Origin of the sequence: Arthrobacter sp. NPDC056691, assembly GCF_042791415.1 — a bacterium.
Classification (GTDB): domain Bacteria; phylum Actinomycetota; class Actinomycetes; order Actinomycetales; family Micrococcaceae; genus Arthrobacter.
Genome location: NZ_JBHTXX010000002.1, coordinates 13,252 through 29,916, shown reverse-complemented (window position 1 = coordinate 29,916; position 16,665 = coordinate 13,252). Strand labels below are relative to the sequence as shown.

Sequence of the window (16,665 nt, the reverse complement as noted above, 5' to 3'; positions counted from 1 at the left end):
CTAATGGGACTTCCGAAGCCTTTAGCGGCCAATATCTGGACAAAAACTCGCAACCGTCAGCGGGATTCGCCGACGCCGGACTGCTGGCGGGCTGACGTGGAACCTTCCAGGAGCAGCCGGTAATCCAGGTCCTCCACCGCGTCGTTGTCCCGGCCGAGGGCCAGTCCCACCACGGTGACCGCTGAAGCCACGGCCACGTAGATGGCCACCGGAATCCAGGTCCCGAACTGGGCGAGCAGCACCGTGAACAGGAGGGGTGCGATGGCGCCGCCGATCACGCCCGCGAAGGTGTAGGCCAGCGAACTGCCGGTGGACCGGAGCCGCGGGGAGAACTGTTCCACGATGAAGGCCGCCTGCGGTCCGTACATGAAGGAGTGCGCCATGAGGCCAAGGACGATGCCGATGATCAGCATCGGCTGGTTGTTTCCGCCCAGGACGCCGAAGAAGACGAACGTCCACACAGCGCCCACCACAGCGCCGACCCCGTAGACCAGGCGGCGGTTGAAGCGGTCGGAGACGGCGCCGGCCAGCGGGATCATGAACAGCTGGAAGGCTGAACCGATAAGGACGGCGGTGAGGACCTGGTTGCGCTGGTAGCCGAGGACCTGAATGCCGTAGGTGAGCGTGAAGACGGTGAACAGGGCGTACAGGACGTCAGGTCCCACGCGGCACAGGATGGCGGCGATCAGTGGACGGAGCTCCTTGCTGAAGACCTCGCGGACGGGGGCATGCGGCTGTTCGCCGTGCGCCTCGATGGCCTTGAAGATGGGGGTGTCCTCCAGCTTCAGCCGGATCCAGAGGCCGAAACCGACCAGCACAGCCGAGACCAGGAACGCGATGCGCCAGCCGAAGCTCAGGAACTGCTCCTCGGTGAGCGCGACCGTCAGCACGGCAAGGGCGCCGTTGGCCAGCAGGTTGCCGGCGGGCGGGCCCACTTGGGCCGCGGAGGCCCAGAAGCCGCGGCGGTGCGGGTCTCCGTACTCGCTGGAGAGCAGGACGGCGCCGCCCCATTCGCCGCCCACGCCCACGCCCTGCGCGAACCGCAGCAGGACCAGGAGGATTCCGGCCGTGGCGCCGATGTTGGCGTAGCCGGGCAGCACGCCGATGAGAACCGTGGCCACGCCGATGATCATCAGGGTGGTCACCAGGACCTTCTTGCGGCCGATGCGGTCCCCGAGCCGGCCGAAGATGATGCCGCCGACCGGGCGGGAAACATAGCCGACGGCGTAGGTCGAGAAGGCGAGGACCGTCCCGGTCAGGGGATCGGTCGCCGGGAAGAAGACAACCGGAAATACGACGGCGGCCGCCGCCGAGTAGACGGCGAAGTCGTACCACTCGAGGGCGGTGCCGGTGAGACTGGCGGCAAAGGCCTTGTACAGGCCCTTGGGGTGAACTGTCGGATGCGGGGTGGCATGCGGATGCGGCGTGGTGCCGGGACCCGGAACTGGAGCGTTGGCCATGGTGTTGTCCTCCACGAGGTTTTTCTAGTGACGACTGTCACGCTGGCGTTAAATGTATACATTACGCATACTGGATGTACATTGGCGACCGTTTCCGGTTTCCGGTTTGTAAAAATTTCTGCAGCAGCAAATGCAAAGGATGGATCCACGATGACGACGCTGAGCTTCGAACTACCGGACGGCCGCACGCAGGATGTGGAGGTCAGGCACCTCCTGAATGCCGGCTACGCGGGGCGTGAGCAGGATGAAGTCCAGGCCCATATCGCTGAGCTCGCTGAACTTGGCGTTCCGGGCCCGGCCACTACTCCCGCCCTGTATCCAGTGTCCCCCTATCTGGCCCAGCAGGTATCGGAAGTCCAGGTGCAGCATGAGCGGACCTCCGGGGAAGCCGAGTGGGCCCTAGTCATCACCGCGGACGGTGTGCTGCTCACCGTCGCCTGCGACCACACGGACCGCGCGCTCGAGGTGCACGGTGTGGCCTGGAGCAAAAACGCGAGCCCGGACGTCCTGGGCCGCAAGGCCTGGCGGCTCGATGACGTGCGGGACCACCTGGACCGGATCACCCTCAGGGCCTGGGTGGGGGAGGGCGACACCCCCGACACCCTCATCCAGGACAGCTCGCTGGAAGCCCTGCTGACCCCCGACTACTGGCTGGACGTCCTCACCGAGCGGGGCCTCAACGCCCCCGGAACGGTGCTCATCTCCGGCACCGTGGCGATGACCGGCGGCGTAAACCAGTTCGCCCGCAGCTGGAAGGTGGAGATGGCCGATCCCGTGACCGGAACCTCCGTGGACGTCCAGTACGTCGTGGAACAGATGGCCGAGCCGATCGGCTGACGATTCCGGACGCTAAGGCAGGACGACGACGGCGGGAACCTCCCGCCGTCGTCCGTCACCTTAAGCGCGTCCCGCCTTGGGTGCCGCTCCCGCCGGAATCTGCCCGCGCGCCCGTCGCTTCCGGACTGTCAGGTAAAGCCTGTGGGCGGTGATCACGAGTGCCAGCCACGCCGCGCCGAGCGCCCACGCGGCGAGAACGTCGGTGAGCCAGTGGTGGCCCAGGTACACCCTGCTCAGGCCCATGGCCGCTGCGAAAACCGCGGCGGCCGCTGCGGTGAGAACGCGGCTCCGGGCCGTCTTTAGCCGCAGGATGATCAGGTAGGCCACGATTCCCGCGATCACCACCGCATTCAGGGAATGGCCGCTGGGGAACGAGGCCGAATGCTCGTAGGGCGGTACGGCGTCGCTGAGGTCCGGGCGGGTGCGGCCGATCAGCCGCTTTCCGGCGATGGTCATCAGAAGCGACCCCAGGCCCGCCGTGACGATCAGGATGACAGGCGTCCAGGACCGTCGGCGAAATGCCAGTATGCCCATCACTGTCAGGGCGAGGATCGGCATCCCGATGGTTCCGCCCACGTCCGTGAAGGCCGTGATGGCCACGTCCAGGCCGGGGGAGCGCAGGCTCTTGCCGGCTGCCAGCACCGGATGGTCCAGGCCGGCCACCCCGTCGGCGCGGACCACGGACTCGTAAACTTCGGCAAAGGCCGCGGTCAGCACGGCTGCGGCCACCGCGCCCACCAGCAGCGTCAGTACCAGGGCGCCGTGCGGACCCAGGATCTGGCTGATCCGCTGGACTCCGTCGACCAGAAGCCGGCCGAACCGGCTCTGCCAGCGGGTGAGATCCTTGCCGCCGACGGATGTGTCCTGGCGCAGCTCGCCGCGCACGCCTGTTTGCGGCGTTCCCTGTTTGTCAGTCAGCGGTCCGCCGGGCAGCGGCCTGTCCGTCAATGGCTTGTCAGTCAACGGTTCGTCAGGCAATTAGGGGTCCTGTCCCTCGTCGGTGGCACCGCACTCAGCAGCAAGGCATTTAGTAAGCAAGCTTACTGCTTGTTGCCCTGAGCCGTCCACGGGAACAGCCGTCTACGGGAACAGAAAACGCGGACGACGGGGGGGTCCAGCCCCCCGCCTGCCCGTTACACAGCCGTTTTGTCTGCGCCGCGTAAACGGCAGGGGGCAGGGGCTGAGTTAGTGCGGGCTGTGGTGGGGGGCGGTGGCGGGCCAGGCGCGGGCGCGGCCGGCCTTGGCCCGGTAGGAGGACAGGAAGGTGGAGATGCGGCGCACGGCCTCGCGGATATCGTCCACCGCGGGCAGGATGACGAACCTGAAATGGTCGGTGGCGTGCCAGTGGAACGCCGTTCCGTGCGAGACCAGGATTTTCTGGTCCTGCAGCAGGTCAAGGACGAACTGCTCGTCGTCCACGAACGGGTACATCTCCGGATCCAGCTTCGGGAACAGGTACATGGCGCCGGCCGCCGGCACGCAGCTCACGCCGGGAAGCTCGTTCAGCAGCCGGCAGGCAAGGTCGCGCTGCTCCCGCAGCCGGCCGCCGGGCCGGATCAGATCCGTGATGCTCTGGTAGCCGCCCAGCGAGGTCTGAATCGCGTGCTGCGCGGGAACGTTGGGGCAGAGCCGGAGCGAGGCCAGCAACTCCAGTGATTCCCGGTAGGCGGCGGTGGCCCAGCGCGGCCCGCTCACCGCCACCCAGCCCGCCCGGTAGCCGGGCATCCGGTACGCCTTGGACAGGCCGGAGAACGTCAGCACCGGGATGTCCCGGGCCACCGAAGCCATGTGGATGTGGACGTAGTCCTCGAACAGGATCTTCTCGTAGATCTCGTCGGAGAACAGCACGAGGTCATGGCGCCGGGCCAGGTCAGCGAACCCCTCCAGGATGTGCCGCGGATACACGGCGCCGGTCGGGTTGTTGGGGTTGATGAGCACGATGGCCCGCGTGCGGTCCGTGATATTGGCCTCGACGTCCGCCATGTCAGGCCACCAGTTGTTCTCCTCATCGCAGACGTAGTGCACGGCGCTGCCGCCGCACAGCACGGTGGCAGCCGTCCACAGCGGGTAGTCCGGCGACGGGATCAGGACCTCATCGCCGTCCTCCAGGAAGGCCTGCAGCGTCATGGAAATGAGCTCGCTGACCCCGTTGCCGATGAAGATGTCCTCGACGCCGATCTCCATCAGGCCCTTGGTCTGGTAGTACTGCGAGATGGCGGTCCGGGCGGAAAAAATGCCCTTCGAGTCGCTGTATCCCTGGGCCTCGCGCAGGTGGTGGATCATGTCCACCACGATGGATTCCGGCGCATGCAGGCCGAACGGCGCCGGATCCCCGAGGTTCATGCGCAGAATGCTGTGGCCTTCCGCCTCCATCTTCTTTGCCGCATGCTGCACCGGACCCCTGAGGTCGTAACGGACATCTTGCAATCGGCTGGAATTCTGCATGGCGCGCATGAGGCATGCTTTCACAGCTGCGCGGCTCCGGACAACGTGAAACGTCCCGGCCCCACGGGTTTGCCATGAATGACCTCGACGCCCTCGCCGGGGCTTCCGGAATCCGCTATGGTGCGGGCATGGCCAGTGACCCGATTGCTGATTACGCCCTTCTTTCCGACTGCCGTTCAGCCGCGCTGGTGGGGGCGGCCGGATCGGTGGACTGGCTATGTTTTCCGCGCTTTGACAGCCCCTCGGTTTTTGGCCGCATTCTCGGCGAGGAGGCCGGATTCTGGGCGATCCGGCCGGTGGACGGCACCGGAACGTCCCGGCGCTACGTTGGACCGAGCATGGTCCTCGAAACGACGCACACCTCGGGGTCGGGGACAATCACGGTGACCGATGCCCTGTTGCTCGGCGACGGCAACCGCGGCCACGAACTCGGCGCAGCGTCTCCGGGCGCGCTGCTGCGGAGCGTCAGGTGCACCAGTGGGGAGGTTGCGGTGGACGTGATCTTCGATCCGCGGCCCGAATACGGGCTGGTCCGGCCGCTGCTGCAACAGGCCGACGGCGGGCTGCTCGCCAGGGGCGGGGCCGATGTGCTGGCCCTTTCCAGCCCGGTGCCCTTCGAACTGGACGGCGGGCCCGCCCATGCCCGCCTATCACTGCGTGCGGGTGATGCAGCGCATTTCGTCCTGCACCACCGGCACAGCTGGGAGGACCGGCCTCCATTGTGGGACCAGGCGGAAGCCGCGCGCCGGCTCGAGGACACGCTGCAGGGCTGGAACAGCTGGTCGGAACTGCACCAGGGCTACCGCGGGCCGTGGCAGGATCTCGTCAGCGCCAGCGGACGGTTCCTCCAGGCACTGACGTACTTCCCTACGGGTGCCATGGTGGCTGCCGCCACCACCTCGCTGCCCGAGGTGGCCGGCGGAACCCGCAACTGGGACTACCGGTACACCTGGATCCGGGACGCAAGCATGACGCTGCAGGCCTTATGGGTGGCCGCCTGTCCCGACGAGGCCGGAAAGTTCTTCCGCTTCCTGGCCACGGCGGTCGCGGCGCAGCAGGACGGCGACGATCTGCAGATCATGTACGGCATCGGCGGGGAACGTGACCTGTCCGAGCGGGAACTGCCGCACCTCCCGGGCTGGCGCTCCAGCCGGCCGGTGCGCGTGGGCAACGGCGCCTGGCAGCAGCGCCAGCTCGATATCTACGGCGAGCTGCTCGACGCCGCGGACCGGCTGCCCGAATACCTCGCCGACCTGGAACCGGAAACGAAACGCTTTCTGGCGGGCGCTGCAGACCTCGCCGCCGCCCGGTGGCAGGCACCGGACCAGGGCATCTGGGAGGTCCGCGGCGAGCCCCGCCATTTCCTGCATTCGAAGCTCATGTGCTGGGTCGCCGTGGACCGCGCCATCCGGCTGGCGGATGCCCTGGACGCGCAGGACAGGGTCCCGGACTGGGAGCAGGCACGGGAGGCAATCGCTGCCACGATCCGCGGGGAAGGCTGGAGCGAGGCCGCGAACGCCTACACCCAGTCCTTCGGCTCGGCGGAGCTCGACGCCTCAAGCCTGCTGCTCTGCATCGTGGGCTTCCTGCCCGCCGATGACCCGCGCATGCTGGCCACCATCGATGCCGTCGACCGCAACCTCACCGATGACCGCGGGCTGGTCTTCCGCTACCGGGCTGCCGACGGGCTGCCGGGGGAGGAGGGAACCTTCCTGCTCTGTACCTTCTGGCTGGCCCAGGCCCTGGCGCTCGCCGGGCAGACCGGACGTGCCCGCAAAGTTTTCGACCGTGCCGCCGGCTTCGCGTCGGACCTGGGGCTGCTCGCCGAGGAGGTGGCGGCCGACGGCCGCGAACTGCTGGGCAACTTTCCGCAGGCCTTCAGCCACATCGGCCTCATCAACGCAGCCTGGGCCATCGCAGCTGCTGAACAGGAAAGCTCCGGCGGCTAAACGCCAGGCAATCGGACGACGGCGGGACCTGCCGTCGTCGTCAGCGAGCCGCTGGCAGGGTCAGAGTTCCGGAACGCACTCCCCGCCGCCCAGAATGGCCAGGCCGGCGAGGTCGCCTGAGGCGAACTCCGTGAGGTCGGCGCCCTCCGGGTTCATCAGCTGGGTGGGGTCATTGACGTGGTCCAGGCCTACGACGTGGGCGAGCTCGTGCATGATGACGGCACGGGCGTACCGGCGTCCGTCCGGCCACTGCAGAATGTCGGCGAAATCGGGGGCATCGAGTGCCACCTGCCCGGCCACCAGGACATACGGCTGCCCCTCCACGTACGCATATCCGCTGCCGCCCAGGCCGTCCACATCCCCGGCCAGGTCTGGACTCTCCGCAGGGTTGGACCAGGCGATCAGTACAGGTGCCCATCTCTTGCCGTAGAGGTCCGGCTGGTACATTTCGCGCTCCTCGCTGGGAGCTTCCGACGTGGGGCCGTCATAAACGAAGCGCAGCCCGGTGGCGGCCGAAACCCTGGCGACCGCCTCCTGGATCATCTGGTCAGCACCCGGCGGGGCGTCGTCGGGGCGGACCACGTAATGCACGGGCCGGCAGGGATCGTAGGCAGCAAAGGGCTGGCCGGGGTCCGGGGACTCCTGCAGGGCGTAAGCCTTCGACCCTGTACTGGCAGGCGGCTGCCCCAGCGGTGCGTCGGCGGCTTCGAATCCGGGCGGCGGCACCGGCGCTCCCGGGAGATACGGCAGGACTGCGGGCAGCACAAAGCGCTCGAACAGCATCGGCACGGACGAGAGGCCAAGGAGCAGGGCGATGCCCGCGCCGATGGCCCACTTCCTGCCATGCCCGCGTGTGGGCCGGACCGGAAGCGGCGGGCCCGAACGCCATGGGGCGGGGCCCTGCTGGATACCCAGGGCCTCATCGATGGCCCACTGAGGAATCCGCCCGCTCGCGGAGCGGCGGACACCCGGGGGCAATCCCTCTGCGGTCACGCCATGGTCAGCCGGCATGCCCGAGCCGGCCGGTCCGCCAAAACTGGATGGCAAGCCAAAATCGGCCGGCGGCGGGCTCTCCCGCCAGTTGGAGTCCGGACGCAACAGTGACCCCCTGTTGTTGCATTGCGCCATCACGCGGGATGGATCACCACAGCATAAGGGGACGGAGCGACAAATGCTGACTTCGGTTTCAGACCAGCGCCGCCGGCGTTGCCGTGATCAGTGGCAGCACGTAAGTTTCAGCATAGAAATGCCCAGCACACAGCCTGAAGGAGAGCTGAGGATGTCCCTGTTCAAAGGACTTGTTAATGGAGCGCTCGCCGGCGCCGCGGGAACCACGGCGCTGAATGCCGTTAGCTACCTGGATATGGTGTGGCGGGGCCGGGCGGCGAGCACCACGCCCGCCGACTCTGTGGAGCGGCTGGCGGAGCAGGCAGGCGTGACGATCCCGGGAACCGAGGCCCAGCGTGGGAACCGGGTGGAGGCGCTTGGTCCGCTGCTCGGCATCGCCACCGGCATGGGACTCGGCGCTGTGCTGGGGGCGGCCGGATCACTGGGGGTGCGCACCGGACCCGTCTTGTCGGTGGCGGTGGCCTCCGTGGCGGCCCTGCTCGTCTCGAACGTTCCCATGACCGCCTTGGGCGTGACTGATCCGCGGACCTGGAGTGCCGCGGACTGGGTCAGCGACATCGCGCCGCACGTCGCGTACGGCGCGGTCACGGGGCACCTGCTGGAGCACCTGCCCAAGTAGGTGGCTGTCCCCAGAGGTACCGAAACCATGCAGGAGCCTGAGCACTCCCGGCCGGACAGCCGGAAGGCGCGCTGGGGCACCCGCTGGGCCACCGTCGTCGCCGTCCTCCAGCGGCTGCTGTACGTGGCCATCACCGCCGCCGTGGGCTGGGCTGTCTATTTCTTCCTGCTCGCCCGGCTGGCGAAGGGACCGGAGCAGGTGTGGGTGTTCCTCCCCGTCTGGTTGATTGCCGCGTACGCCTTCCTGCCCCGCGTCCACAAGATCCTCAGCAGCCTGTACCTGCCGAATTACTTCATCGGGCGAGCCCGCACGGGCGACGGAGTGCTGGGCGATCCGGTCAATCTCGCCGTCATCGGTCCGGCGGACGAGCTGCGCACCGCCATGCTCACGGCAGGATGGACCGAGGCCGATCCCGTCACCCCGGCCACCGCATGGCGGACCCTCACCGCGACGCTGCTGGGCAGGAGTTATCCGCAGTCGCCGGTCAGTGCGCTGTACGTCTTCGGCAACAAACAGGACATGGCGTTCCAGCGTGCAATCGACGGCAATCCGCGCAAGCGGCACCACGTGCGGTTCTGGAAGTGCCCGGACGGCTGGATGCTTCCCGGCGGGTTCGCCGTCGACTGGGTGGGTGCCGGAACATACGACAAAAGCGTGGGCCTCTCGCTCTTCACGTTCCAGATCACGCACAAGATCGCCGACGGGACCGACGAGGAACGCGACTTCATCATCGGCACCCTGAAGACTGCCAATGCCGTGGAATCCGTGCACGTGATCAGGCACTTCTCCTCCGGCTACCACCACCGCAACGGCGGAGGAGACAGCATCCGCACGGACGGGGACCTTCCCATCATCGACCTCCGGCCGCCCGGCCATGCGGAGAACGAACCCGTGCTTGACTGCTAGTCACAGCAACGGAGGTAAGGACGGCATGGACAAGGCGATCATCAAATGCGCGCACTGCGGGCAGGCCAACCGCGTGCCCGCTGCCGCAGAGGGCCGGCCGCGGTGCGGAAAATGCCGCCGCGACCTGCCCTGGGTGGTGGAGGCGGGCGACGACGACTTCGCAGTCATAGCCGAAGAGTCCCGCGTGCCTGTGCTGGTGGACTTCTGGGCGGTATGGTGCGGACCCTGCCGGATGGTGAGCCCGGTGCTGGACCAGTTGGCGCATGAGCGGGCGGGCGAGGTGAAGCTCGTGAAAGTGGACGTGGACAAGGCACCGCAGCTTTCCGCCCGTTTTGCCATCCAGGCGGTCCCGACGCTGATGGTGATCGTGGATGGAAAGATCGTGGCCCGAAAGGCAGGCGCGGCCCCCGCCCCCGAGCTGGACCGCTGGCTGAGGGAGGCCCTCGCATGAGTGCTGAAGCTCTTCCGGGAGTGGACACTGCTGCGGCCAAACTTTTCTGGTCTGAGTATGCCGCCGCCTGCCCTGAAGCGGTCCGCCTCTGTGGGGACTACACAGTTGAACGCTTCGGGGATTCGGTGGCACTGGCCGATGAGCTGTTGCGGGCAGTGACCGAGGGGGCCAAACGGGCCACCTCTGAACTCGCCGACGAATTCCTTGCGGCCGGGGAGAGCCTGCCCCGCATCGGGTCGCACTGGATCGCGTGTGACGGCTCTGGCGTCCCGCGTGTCGTGCTGCGGACCGTCGAGCTGCGACTCGGCCCGTTCACCAGCGCCGATGAGGCGTTCGCCCGGGATGAGGGCGAGGATGACGGCTCGTTGACGAGCTGGCAGGCGGGGCACCGGAGGTACTGGACCCGCGCCCGCGACCGCCGCGGGCTGGAATGGGCGGAAGCCGACGAGATTGTTTTCGAGCGGTTCCGGGTGGTTTGGCCGCCTGACCTGGCGGACCCGGCCTAGGGTCCGCCGGGTCCGCTCGTCAGGGTCTGGCCTGGGATGTTGGGTATCAGATGGTCCGCGGGGCCTTCGCCAGGTTCTCGCGGAGCTCGGCCGCGTTCTGCCGGACGACGTAGGCCGGACGGTCGCGCTCGACACGCCAGCTGTCGGACAGGGGACCGATGTTCACGGTGTCGAAGCCGAACTCGTCGTAGAGCTTTGCCACCAGCTCACTCGCCTCGGGGTAGTCGCTGGCCGTGGCCAGCGCGCGGCGGTTCTCCGTGCCCGCCGGGGCGCCGTCCGAGGTGATCTGCTTGGCCATGATGTGGTTGAAGCCCTTGGCCACCCTGGACTCCGGAAGGTGTTCCTGCAGCAGGCCGGACGTGGTGGCTACCCCGTTGTCCAGCGCCGGGAATCGGCCGTCCCGCTCCCAGTAGTAGTTGTTGGTATCTATCACGATCTTTCCGGCCAGCGGCTCCACGGGGATGTCCCGGTAGCTCTTGAGCGGAACGGTGACGACGGCAAAGTCGCCCTCTGCTGCAGCCTCCGCAGCCGTGGCCGCTTTTGCCCGCGGGCCCAGCTCCGCAACGAGGGCGGCCAGCGTTTCCGGCCCCCGTGAATTGCTGATGACCACGTCATAGCCAAGCTCCACAGCCTTCCGCGCGACCTGGCTTCCAATGTGTCCTGCACCGATGATTCCGATTGTTGTCATGTTCGGCGCAACAGCCGGCGGCCGGCAGGTATTTCGCACATTACGCCAGACGACGTACCCCCAACGACGGCGGACTGCCGCAAGCCAGCGAGTGCCCAAGTAGCGGACGCTGCGCAAATTCGAGTACCTGCTACGGATGCCGGTCAACGCTGTGGCACATAGGGTTGATTTATTGGGTGGTGGAAAGTGTGCCGGCGCCACCAGTTGCTGGCAGACACTGGGCTGGGAAGGCCGCCACGGTTGTTGCCGGACCGGCCGGTCCTCCCCGGCTGATTCGGCACGTCGGTGATCGCCGGATCGGTTCGACGCAGGGCTCGCCAAAGCCTCGTCCGACCGCCGGCAATCATGGTTGAGTACCCGGTCCGGCCTTAAGTTGCCGCCCCACCTGTGAGGGCCACTATGAAGATTCCGAGGTCTGAACTTCCCGTCATCACGGCGGCTGTGAACGCGGCCCCCGTGAAGGCGGTCCCCGACCTGACTTCCGGCCCGGCCGCGGTGGCGGACGCTGCCGCCGTGCGGCCGCAAGGCGATGGGGTCGCCCCCGTTCCGGCGCGCGCCGATATCGGCAACTGGCCCGACCCCATGTAAGCCGGATCCGACGTAGAACGCACCGCTGCAGGCGGACGACGGCGGGAGGTCCCGCCGTCGTCGTTCTTGCCGGCGTCTGCCTGGTTCCCCTCGGCGCTCCGTTGAAGTGTCCGGCACGCCCCGGAATACTGGAAACGGGACAATCTCCGGAGGCAGGGGCGGTGAAAAGGTGACGGGTTCAGCAGGGGGCGACTTCAGGCGGAAAGTGGAGCGCGCGGCCGAACTCCGTGCCCTCCGGTCCGCCGGCGGCACAGCGGCGGACGACGCGGAGCTGTCCGCCGCGGAGGCTGAACTGCGCGAAAAGCGCCGGAAGGTCAGCGACCCCGCCCGGGCCGACTACCTGATCCGGGACGCGATGGCGCAGGGAAAGTTCGACAACCTGAAATACTCCGGCAAGCCAATTCCCGGCCTGGGGGAGGGCTACGACCCCGACTGGTGGGTCAAGGGCCTCATCCAGCGTGAGCACCTTAGCGGCCTCGGACCAAAAGCGATCCTGCTGCGCACCGAGGACGCGGAGCTGGACGCCAGACTGGACGCACAGCACACGGAAAAACAGGTGCGCGACATCGTCGAGGACTTCAATGCCAGCGTCATCGACGCCCGCCGCCAGCTGCAGGGCGGGCCACCGGTGGTGACGAAAACCCGTGACGCCGGCCTCGAGGTGCAGCGGTGGCGGGAACGGCGGGCGGCGGCGGCCGCGGCTGCGCCGGAACCTGCTACCGAAGCCAAACCCCCGTGGTGGCGACGCCTGCGAAACCGCCCTTCCTGAAAGCTGCTCCCTGCGCCACCGTCCTGAAGTCCGCGGAACATGTCCGCCGTGACTCGGGCACGGCCGCACCCGCAGGTGGCACCATAAAGGAATGGTGGCTGTTCTGCTGGGATGGAACCCGGGCGTAGGCGATACCTGGCCGGGCTATTCGCGGGTGGTGGATGAGCTGGGCGCCGCGGGTGTGCACCGGCGGGCGTGGCCCACCGCCCCCGGTGCCCAGCCGGCGCCGGGAGCGGATGCATGGCTCCTGCTGCTTGGAAAGACAGGCTGCGGGCTGATTGGCCACGGGGTGGTCGCCTCCAGGCCATACACGGCTGCCGGGCCGGGTCTGAAACACCGGACCCGGACCTGCATTGACGTGGACTTTGACGTGCTGCTGCCGCTCGGAGACCAGGTCCCGGCAGACATCCTGGCGGCCCGCGCGCCGCTGACGGACTGGGCGGCTGCGGCGGACGCTGGCGCCTGCAGGCCGATCCCGGAGGAACAGGCGCGCGCCATCAGGGAGCTCTGGGCCGAGTGCCTGCCGGCCGATGAGATTGATCCTGTTCTTCCGGTGCCCGGCACCTTGCCGCAGGACGACCTGATCCGGGTAGGCGTGAACCGGTACGAGCGCAACCCGCACGCCCGGCGCGTCTGCCTGGCGCACCACGGCACCTCATGCGCCGCCTGCGGATTCTCCTTCGAAGCCGCTTACGGCCCGGAAGGCGAAGGCTTCATCCACGTCCATCACCTGGTGCCGGCAGCGCAGCTAGGTCCCGGCTACGAGCTGGATCCTGTGGGGGACCTCGTTCCGCTGTGCCCCAACTGCCATGCCATGGCGCACCGGCGCCGGATCCCCTACACCGTGGCGGAACTGCGGGCCATGCTGTCCCGCGCGGGATACATCAGCGGGTCCGTGGTGTCTGAGCAGGAGCTTGACGCCCAGGCCGACGCCCGCCGTATCCTGGGCAGCACCTGAATCGCGCAGCACCTGAATCGCGCCCTGCCAACGGGATTTAGGGGGACCAGAGCCAGTCCCGGTTGAAGTCGGGATGATCACTGTAGGGGACCGCGAGCGCATTGAGGGACAGGGTGGTCCATTCCAGTGCCTGCGGAATCCATTCGGTCTCATCGCCGAAGGGATCGCTCACGAGCGTGGCCAGGGCGGTCTGCCGGGCCGCCTCGACGATGCTGATCAGGCGCCGCTTGGCTTCGCATTCCAGCAGCAGGCGGCGTTCGTACCACCTGCCCGATTCCGAGGTCGTTCGGTCGTCGAGCAGCTTGCGCGCCGCCGCCTCGTCTTCGGCGATGCGCGCGGACAGGAACTCCACAATGTCCACTGTCTGAGCGTACGCCCGCCGCAACGCGGGCACACGCTGCTAGACGGCGGCGCGAAGCTCCGCGGCAGAGCTGAAAGCCGCTGTGCTGAAATCGGCGACCCTGGGGTCCATCACGCTGCTGAGGTCCGTGGGGGACAGCGGCAGGTAGTAGGCGGAGTGGTACCTGGTGCGGTCGCCGGTCAGCACCCAGGCCGACCCCTTGCGGACGCGGAAGCGCTTGGTCAGGACCGTCCGGTCGCGCTGGATGAGGTGGGCCAGGATATCCGCCATGACATCCTCGTGGGTGGACAGGACCGTTCCCGTCCCGCGGGCCGCGGCCACGAGATCCAGCGCGGCCGCCAGATTGCCGCCGGTCAAGTGTTCTGAACGTTCCACTTCGAGGGACTCCCCGCGCGCCAGTGCGGCGACCGTTTCGACGCAGCGGATCGAGGGTGCCGAGACGATGCGTTCAATGTCAAACATGGTTCCCAGCGAGGCCAGCGACCTGGCGGCCTGCTGCCCGGCCGGCGACAGTGGCCTGCTGCCGGCTGCCGGGTCCCACTCGTCCGTTTTCGTCATCTCAGCCCCGCGCACCAGCAGCAGCATTTTCTCCCGCTTCGGCGCCAATCGGACGCCCAGCTCCAACTGGAGCAGGCTGCCAAGGGCGATGATGGCGGGCCTGTCCCGCGGTTCTGTCACCGTGCGCAAGGCGGCCGGCAGTGATAGCCACTTGACGGCGTCGACCTCTTTGTTGGGAGTGAAGCGGCCTGACTCGGCCGCGGCAGCCCAGTAACGGATGGTCCTGATTCTGCGCTTGCTGTCCTCGTAGCTGATGCTGGGCAGTTCCGCGCCCATGCGGCAGCGCAGGCCCGTTTCCTCCCGCACCTCGCGTTCCGCGCACTCCCGGCCGGTTTCACCAGGGTCCGCCTTGCCTTTGGGGATGGACCAGTCGCCGTGGCCTGGCCGGTGGATCAGGAGCAGTTCAAGGGCGCCCTTCTTTCCGATCCGCCAGGGCAGTGCGCCGTAGGTCGGGGGCTTCCTGCTCATGCGCTCGTCTCCGTCTGAAGGCTGCCGGTTTCGGCAGGAAGCAGGTTCTCGGCAGGAACCAGCGTGAGGGCTGGGGCGTCCTTGGCATGCTGCAGGCTGTCCAGCCGGCTGTAGAGGCCGCCGGACCCGGCGAGTTCGGCGTGCCTGCCGCTTTCCACGATCCGCCCCTTGTCCAGCACGTAAATCCGGTCGGCCCGTTTGAGCGTTGAGAGCCGGTGCGCGATGACGATCACCGTGCGCCCTGCCATGAGCCGCTCGAGACCGCGCATAACGTACTGCTCCGAGATGGCGTCCAGGCCGGACGTCGGTTCATCGAGGATGACGATGGGGGTGTCCCGGACCAGCGCACGGGCGATGGCGATGCGCTGGCGCTGGCCGCCCGAAAGGGTGACGCCGCGCTCGGCCACAGGGGTGTCGTATCCCAGGGGCAGGTTGCGGACGAACTCGTCCACGTGGGCTGCCTCGGCCGCGGCCAGGACCTGCTCCCGGGTGACGCCCTCCGAACCGTAGGCGATGTTGTCGTAGATGGTCCCGCGGAACAGGATGGATTCCTGCAGCACCATGGAGACCTGCCGGCGCACAGTGGCCACCTGCAGGTCCCGTACGTCGATGCCGTCAAGCAGAACTTCTCCCTCGGCAGCATCGTAGAGCCGTGGAATCAGGCTGACGACCGACGACTTGCCGGCACCCGTCGGGCCGGTGATCGCCACGACGCTGCCGGGCTCCGCCTTGAGGTCAATCCCGTGCAGCACGTGCCGGTCGCCCTGGTAGCCGAAGCTCACTAAGCGCAGTTCGACGGCACCGGCCAGCCGCGGTGCGGGCCGAGCGCCGGGCAGGTCCGAGATGGCCGGCGCGGTGTCCAGGATTTCCTGGATGCGCTCGGCGCTGGCCTGGCCTCGGCTGATGACGGTGGTGAGCTTGGCCAGTGACTTCATCGGGGAGTACATGGCTTTGAGGTAGGCAAGGAAAACGAGGAGCAGGCCCAGCGTCAGGGACCCGTCCAGCACCCGCTGGGCGCCGATCCAGAGGACCAGCACTGTGCCCAGGGTCGCGATGATGTCAACCAGCGGCGAGAACATGGACTGCAGCCGGATCACCCTCAGGCCGGCATCACGCCGGCCGTCATTCCGGGTCCGGAATTCCTCCTCGTGGCGCGCCTCGCTGGTGTACGTCTGCATCACCCGGACCGAGGCGAACGTCTCCGACATCGCCGCCGCGATGTCGCTGTCCCTGTTGCGGGACTCCTTCGACGCGCCCTTGATGCGGCGCCGGTAGAAGAGCACTGTGATGAACAGCAGCGGCGACACCGCCAGGCCGATCAGGGCAAAGGTCGGGTCAATCAGCACGCAGATCGTGATGACGAAGCCGAGAATAAAAATATTGGGCAGGAGCACCGACAGGATGGACACCATGAGGGCGCGCACGTAGTCGACGTCGGTGGTGGTGCGCGTTACGAGGTCGCCCAGCCGCTGCTTGTCGTGAAAGGCCAAAGACAGCCGCTGCAGGTGGGTGAAGACTTCGGCCCGGATCGTGGCCATCGCCCTCTCACCGACGCCGTTGAGCAGGCGGGTGCCGAGGTAGTCCGCCCCCGCATTCAGCACTGTCATGGCGAGGAGCGCCGAGGCGGCGAGCAGTAGCAGTTGGAGCTGGCTCAGGCCGGCCAGGCCGAGGAAGGCAGGCATCTCATGGAGCTTGGAGCTGCCCGTCGGCTGCAGCACGTCATCGACGATGACCTTCATGGGCCACGGCAGGGCCACTTCCATGGCGGCGACAAAAACCACCAGGAGGGCGCCGCCCGCCAGCGCCCAGACATGTGGGGCTATCGCCCCGCGGAACCGCCAAAAGGTTTGAAACATCTCTCCCCCTAAGAACCCGGCGGTCGCGGGCATCGCCCGATGGCTGTGCGTTCGGCGATGCTCTGAGACCGGCCAGGGATAATCCCTGGTCCGGCTCAGTATTTCCTACGGAACTTTG

The 16,665-nt window shown here is 67.5% G+C and carries 17 protein-coding genes; 9 read left to right on the top strand and 8 right to left on the bottom strand.

Annotated elements, in window-relative coordinates:
* Nucleotides 1-56: 56 nt before the first annotated feature.
* Complete coding sequence (locus ACFRAU_RS02105; RefSeq protein WP_377998832.1) at nt 57-1,460, bottom strand: MFS transporter; 1,404 nt, start codon at nt 1,458-1,460, stop codon at nt 57-59.
* Between the two features lie 150 nt (nt 1,461-1,610).
* Here ACFRAU_RS02105 and ACFRAU_RS02100 point away from each other — a divergent pair, with 150 nt between their 5' ends.
* Nucleotides 1,611-2,297 carry a DUF2848 domain-containing protein gene (locus ACFRAU_RS02100; RefSeq protein ID WP_377996462.1) on the top strand — a complete coding sequence of 229 codons (687 nt, stop codon included), beginning with the start codon at nt 1,611-1,613 and terminating at the stop codon, nt 2,295-2,297.
* 60 nt (nt 2,298-2,357) lie between these two features.
* On the opposite strand, the gene ACFRAU_RS02095 is transcribed toward ACFRAU_RS02100, so the two are convergent.
* Together ACFRAU_RS02095 and ACFRAU_RS02090 are read right to left on the bottom strand one after the other, a co-directional pair.
* Nucleotides 2,358-3,170 (bottom strand): phosphatase PAP2 family protein, encoded by an 813-nt coding sequence (locus ACFRAU_RS02095; RefSeq protein WP_377998831.1) that lies wholly within the window; start codon nt 3,168-3,170, stop codon nt 2,358-2,360.
* A gap of 312 nt (nt 3,171-3,482) precedes the next feature.
* Nucleotides 3,483-4,751, bottom strand: a complete 1,269-nt coding sequence (locus ACFRAU_RS02090) for a pyridoxal phosphate-dependent aminotransferase (protein ID WP_377998602.1) — start codon at nt 4,749-4,751, stop codon at nt 3,483-3,485.
* Between the two features lie 65 nt (nt 4,752-4,816).
* On the opposite strand from ACFRAU_RS02090, the gene ACFRAU_RS02085 reads away from it, so the two are divergent.
* Nucleotides 4,817-6,691: a glycoside hydrolase family 15 protein gene (locus ACFRAU_RS02085; RefSeq protein ID WP_377998601.1), complete on the top strand. Its 1,875-nt coding sequence runs from the start codon at nt 4,817-4,819 to the stop codon at nt 6,689-6,691.
* A gap of 60 nt (nt 6,692-6,751) precedes the next feature.
* Here ACFRAU_RS02085 and ACFRAU_RS02080 read toward each other — a convergent pair whose 3' ends face one another.
* Nucleotides 6,752-7,702 carry a peptidase gene (locus ACFRAU_RS02080; RefSeq protein WP_377998600.1) on the bottom strand — a complete coding sequence of 317 codons (951 nt, stop codon included), beginning with the start codon at nt 7,700-7,702 and terminating at the stop codon, nt 6,752-6,754.
* A 268-nt stretch (nt 7,703-7,970) separates the two neighbouring features.
* Between ACFRAU_RS02080 and ACFRAU_RS02075 the strand changes: the two genes are divergently transcribed.
* From ACFRAU_RS02075 to ACFRAU_RS02060, 4 genes are read left to right on the top strand one after another with little or no spacing between them, the layout of a single operon-like run.
* A complete protein-coding gene (locus ACFRAU_RS02075) occupies nt 7,971-8,438 on the top strand; it encodes a hypothetical protein (protein WP_377998599.1) in 468 nt (155 codons plus the stop codon).
* A 27-nt stretch (nt 8,439-8,465) separates the two neighbouring features.
* A complete protein-coding gene (locus ACFRAU_RS02070; protein ID WP_377998598.1) occupies nt 8,466-9,344 on the top strand; it encodes an LssY C-terminal domain-containing protein in 879 nt (292 codons plus the stop codon).
* A gap of 25 nt (nt 9,345-9,369) precedes the next feature.
* Entirely contained in the window at nt 9,370-9,795 is a 426-nt protein-coding gene (trxA, locus tag ACFRAU_RS02065) for a thioredoxin (protein WP_377998830.1), read from the top strand.
* Nucleotides 9,792-10,301 carry an ASCH domain-containing protein gene (locus ACFRAU_RS02060; protein ID WP_377997699.1) on the top strand — a complete coding sequence of 170 codons (510 nt, stop codon included), beginning with the start codon at nt 9,792-9,794 and terminating at the stop codon, nt 10,299-10,301. Before trxA ends, ACFRAU_RS02060 begins: the two co-directional genes overlap by 4 nt.
* Nucleotides 10,302-10,347: 46 nt before the next feature.
* Here the strand turns inward: ACFRAU_RS02060 and ACFRAU_RS02055 are convergent, their stop codons facing one another.
* On the bottom strand, nt 10,348-11,028 hold the full coding sequence (locus ACFRAU_RS02055) for an NADPH-dependent F420 reductase (RefSeq protein WP_377998597.1): 681 nt from the start codon (nt 11,026-11,028) through the stop codon (nt 10,348-10,350).
* Between the two features lie 360 nt (nt 11,029-11,388).
* Between ACFRAU_RS02055 and ACFRAU_RS02050 the strand changes: the two genes are divergently transcribed.
* From ACFRAU_RS02050 to ACFRAU_RS02040, 3 genes are all read left to right on the top strand, one after another.
* Nucleotides 11,389-11,577, top strand: a complete 189-nt coding sequence (locus tag ACFRAU_RS02050; protein ID WP_377997697.1) for a hypothetical protein — start codon at nt 11,389-11,391, stop codon at nt 11,575-11,577.
* A gap of 169 nt (nt 11,578-11,746) precedes the next feature.
* On the top strand, nt 11,747-12,346 hold the full coding sequence (locus ACFRAU_RS02045; RefSeq protein ID WP_377998596.1) for a DUF1992 domain-containing protein: 600 nt from the start codon (nt 11,747-11,749) through the stop codon (nt 12,344-12,346).
* A gap of 91 nt (nt 12,347-12,437) precedes the next feature.
* The gene (locus tag ACFRAU_RS02040) at nt 12,438-13,304 is read left to right on the top strand and encodes an HNH endonuclease (protein WP_377998595.1); all 867 of its coding nucleotides are present in this window, start codon (nt 12,438-12,440) and stop codon (nt 13,302-13,304) included.
* A gap of 37 nt (nt 13,305-13,341) precedes the next feature.
* Here the strand turns inward: ACFRAU_RS02040 and ACFRAU_RS02035 are convergent, their stop codons facing one another.
* The 3 genes from ACFRAU_RS02035 to ACFRAU_RS02025 are packed head-to-tail and all read right to left on the bottom strand — an operon-like array spanning nt 13,342 to nt 16,547.
* The gene (locus tag ACFRAU_RS02035) at nt 13,342-13,665 is read right to left on the bottom strand and encodes a DUF6221 family protein (RefSeq protein WP_377998594.1); all 324 of its coding nucleotides are present in this window, start codon (nt 13,663-13,665) and stop codon (nt 13,342-13,344) included.
* 39 nt (nt 13,666-13,704) lie between these two features.
* Nucleotides 13,705-14,691 (bottom strand): NUDIX domain-containing protein, encoded by a 987-nt coding sequence (locus tag ACFRAU_RS02030; RefSeq protein WP_377998593.1) that lies wholly within the window; start codon nt 14,689-14,691, stop codon nt 13,705-13,707.
* Complete coding sequence (locus tag ACFRAU_RS02025) at nt 14,688-16,547, bottom strand: ABC transporter ATP-binding protein (RefSeq protein ID WP_377998592.1); 1,860 nt, start codon at nt 16,545-16,547, stop codon at nt 14,688-14,690. Before ACFRAU_RS02025 ends, ACFRAU_RS02030 begins: the two co-directional genes overlap by 4 nt.
* Nucleotides 16,548-16,665: the final 118 nt, after the last annotated feature.

Excerpts from the sequence above, each read along its gene's own strand:
- ACFRAU_RS02105 (WP_377998832.1), bottom strand. The coding sequence starts at position 1,460 with ATGGCCAACGCTCCAGTTCCGGGTCCCGGCACCACGCCGCATCCGCAT.
- ACFRAU_RS02100 (WP_377996462.1), top strand. The coding sequence starts at position 1,611 with ATGACGACGCTGAGCTTCGAACTACCGGACGGCCGCACGCAGGATGTG.
- ACFRAU_RS02090 (WP_377998602.1), bottom strand. The coding sequence starts at position 4,751 with ATGCGCGCCATGCAGAATTCCAGCCGATTGCAAGATGTCCGTTACGAC.
- ACFRAU_RS02085 (WP_377998601.1), top strand. The coding sequence starts at position 4,817 with ATGAATGACCTCGACGCCCTCGCCGGGGCTTCCGGAATCCGCTATGGT.
- ACFRAU_RS02080 (WP_377998600.1), bottom strand. The coding sequence starts at position 7,702 with ATGCCGGCTGACCATGGCGTGACCGCAGAGGGATTGCCCCCGGGTGTC.
- ACFRAU_RS02075 (WP_377998599.1), top strand. The coding sequence starts at position 7,971 with ATGTCCCTGTTCAAAGGACTTGTTAATGGAGCGCTCGCCGGCGCCGCG.
- ACFRAU_RS02070 (WP_377998598.1), top strand. The coding sequence starts at position 8,466 with ATGCAGGAGCCTGAGCACTCCCGGCCGGACAGCCGGAAGGCGCGCTGG.
- trxA (WP_377998830.1), top strand. The coding sequence starts at position 9,370 with ATGGACAAGGCGATCATCAAATGCGCGCACTGCGGGCAGGCCAACCGC.
- ACFRAU_RS02060 (WP_377997699.1), top strand. The coding sequence starts at position 9,792 with ATGAGTGCTGAAGCTCTTCCGGGAGTGGACACTGCTGCGGCCAAACTT.
- ACFRAU_RS02050 (WP_377997697.1), top strand. The coding sequence starts at position 11,389 with ATGAAGATTCCGAGGTCTGAACTTCCCGTCATCACGGCGGCTGTGAAC.
- ACFRAU_RS02040 (WP_377998595.1), top strand. The coding sequence starts at position 12,438 with ATGGTGGCTGTTCTGCTGGGATGGAACCCGGGCGTAGGCGATACCTGG.
- ACFRAU_RS02030 (WP_377998593.1), bottom strand. The coding sequence starts at position 14,691 with ATGAGCAGGAAGCCCCCGACCTACGGCGCACTGCCCTGGCGGATCGGA.
- ACFRAU_RS02025 (WP_377998592.1), bottom strand. The coding sequence starts at position 16,547 with ATGTTTCAAACCTTTTGGCGGTTCCGCGGGGCGATAGCCCCACATGTC.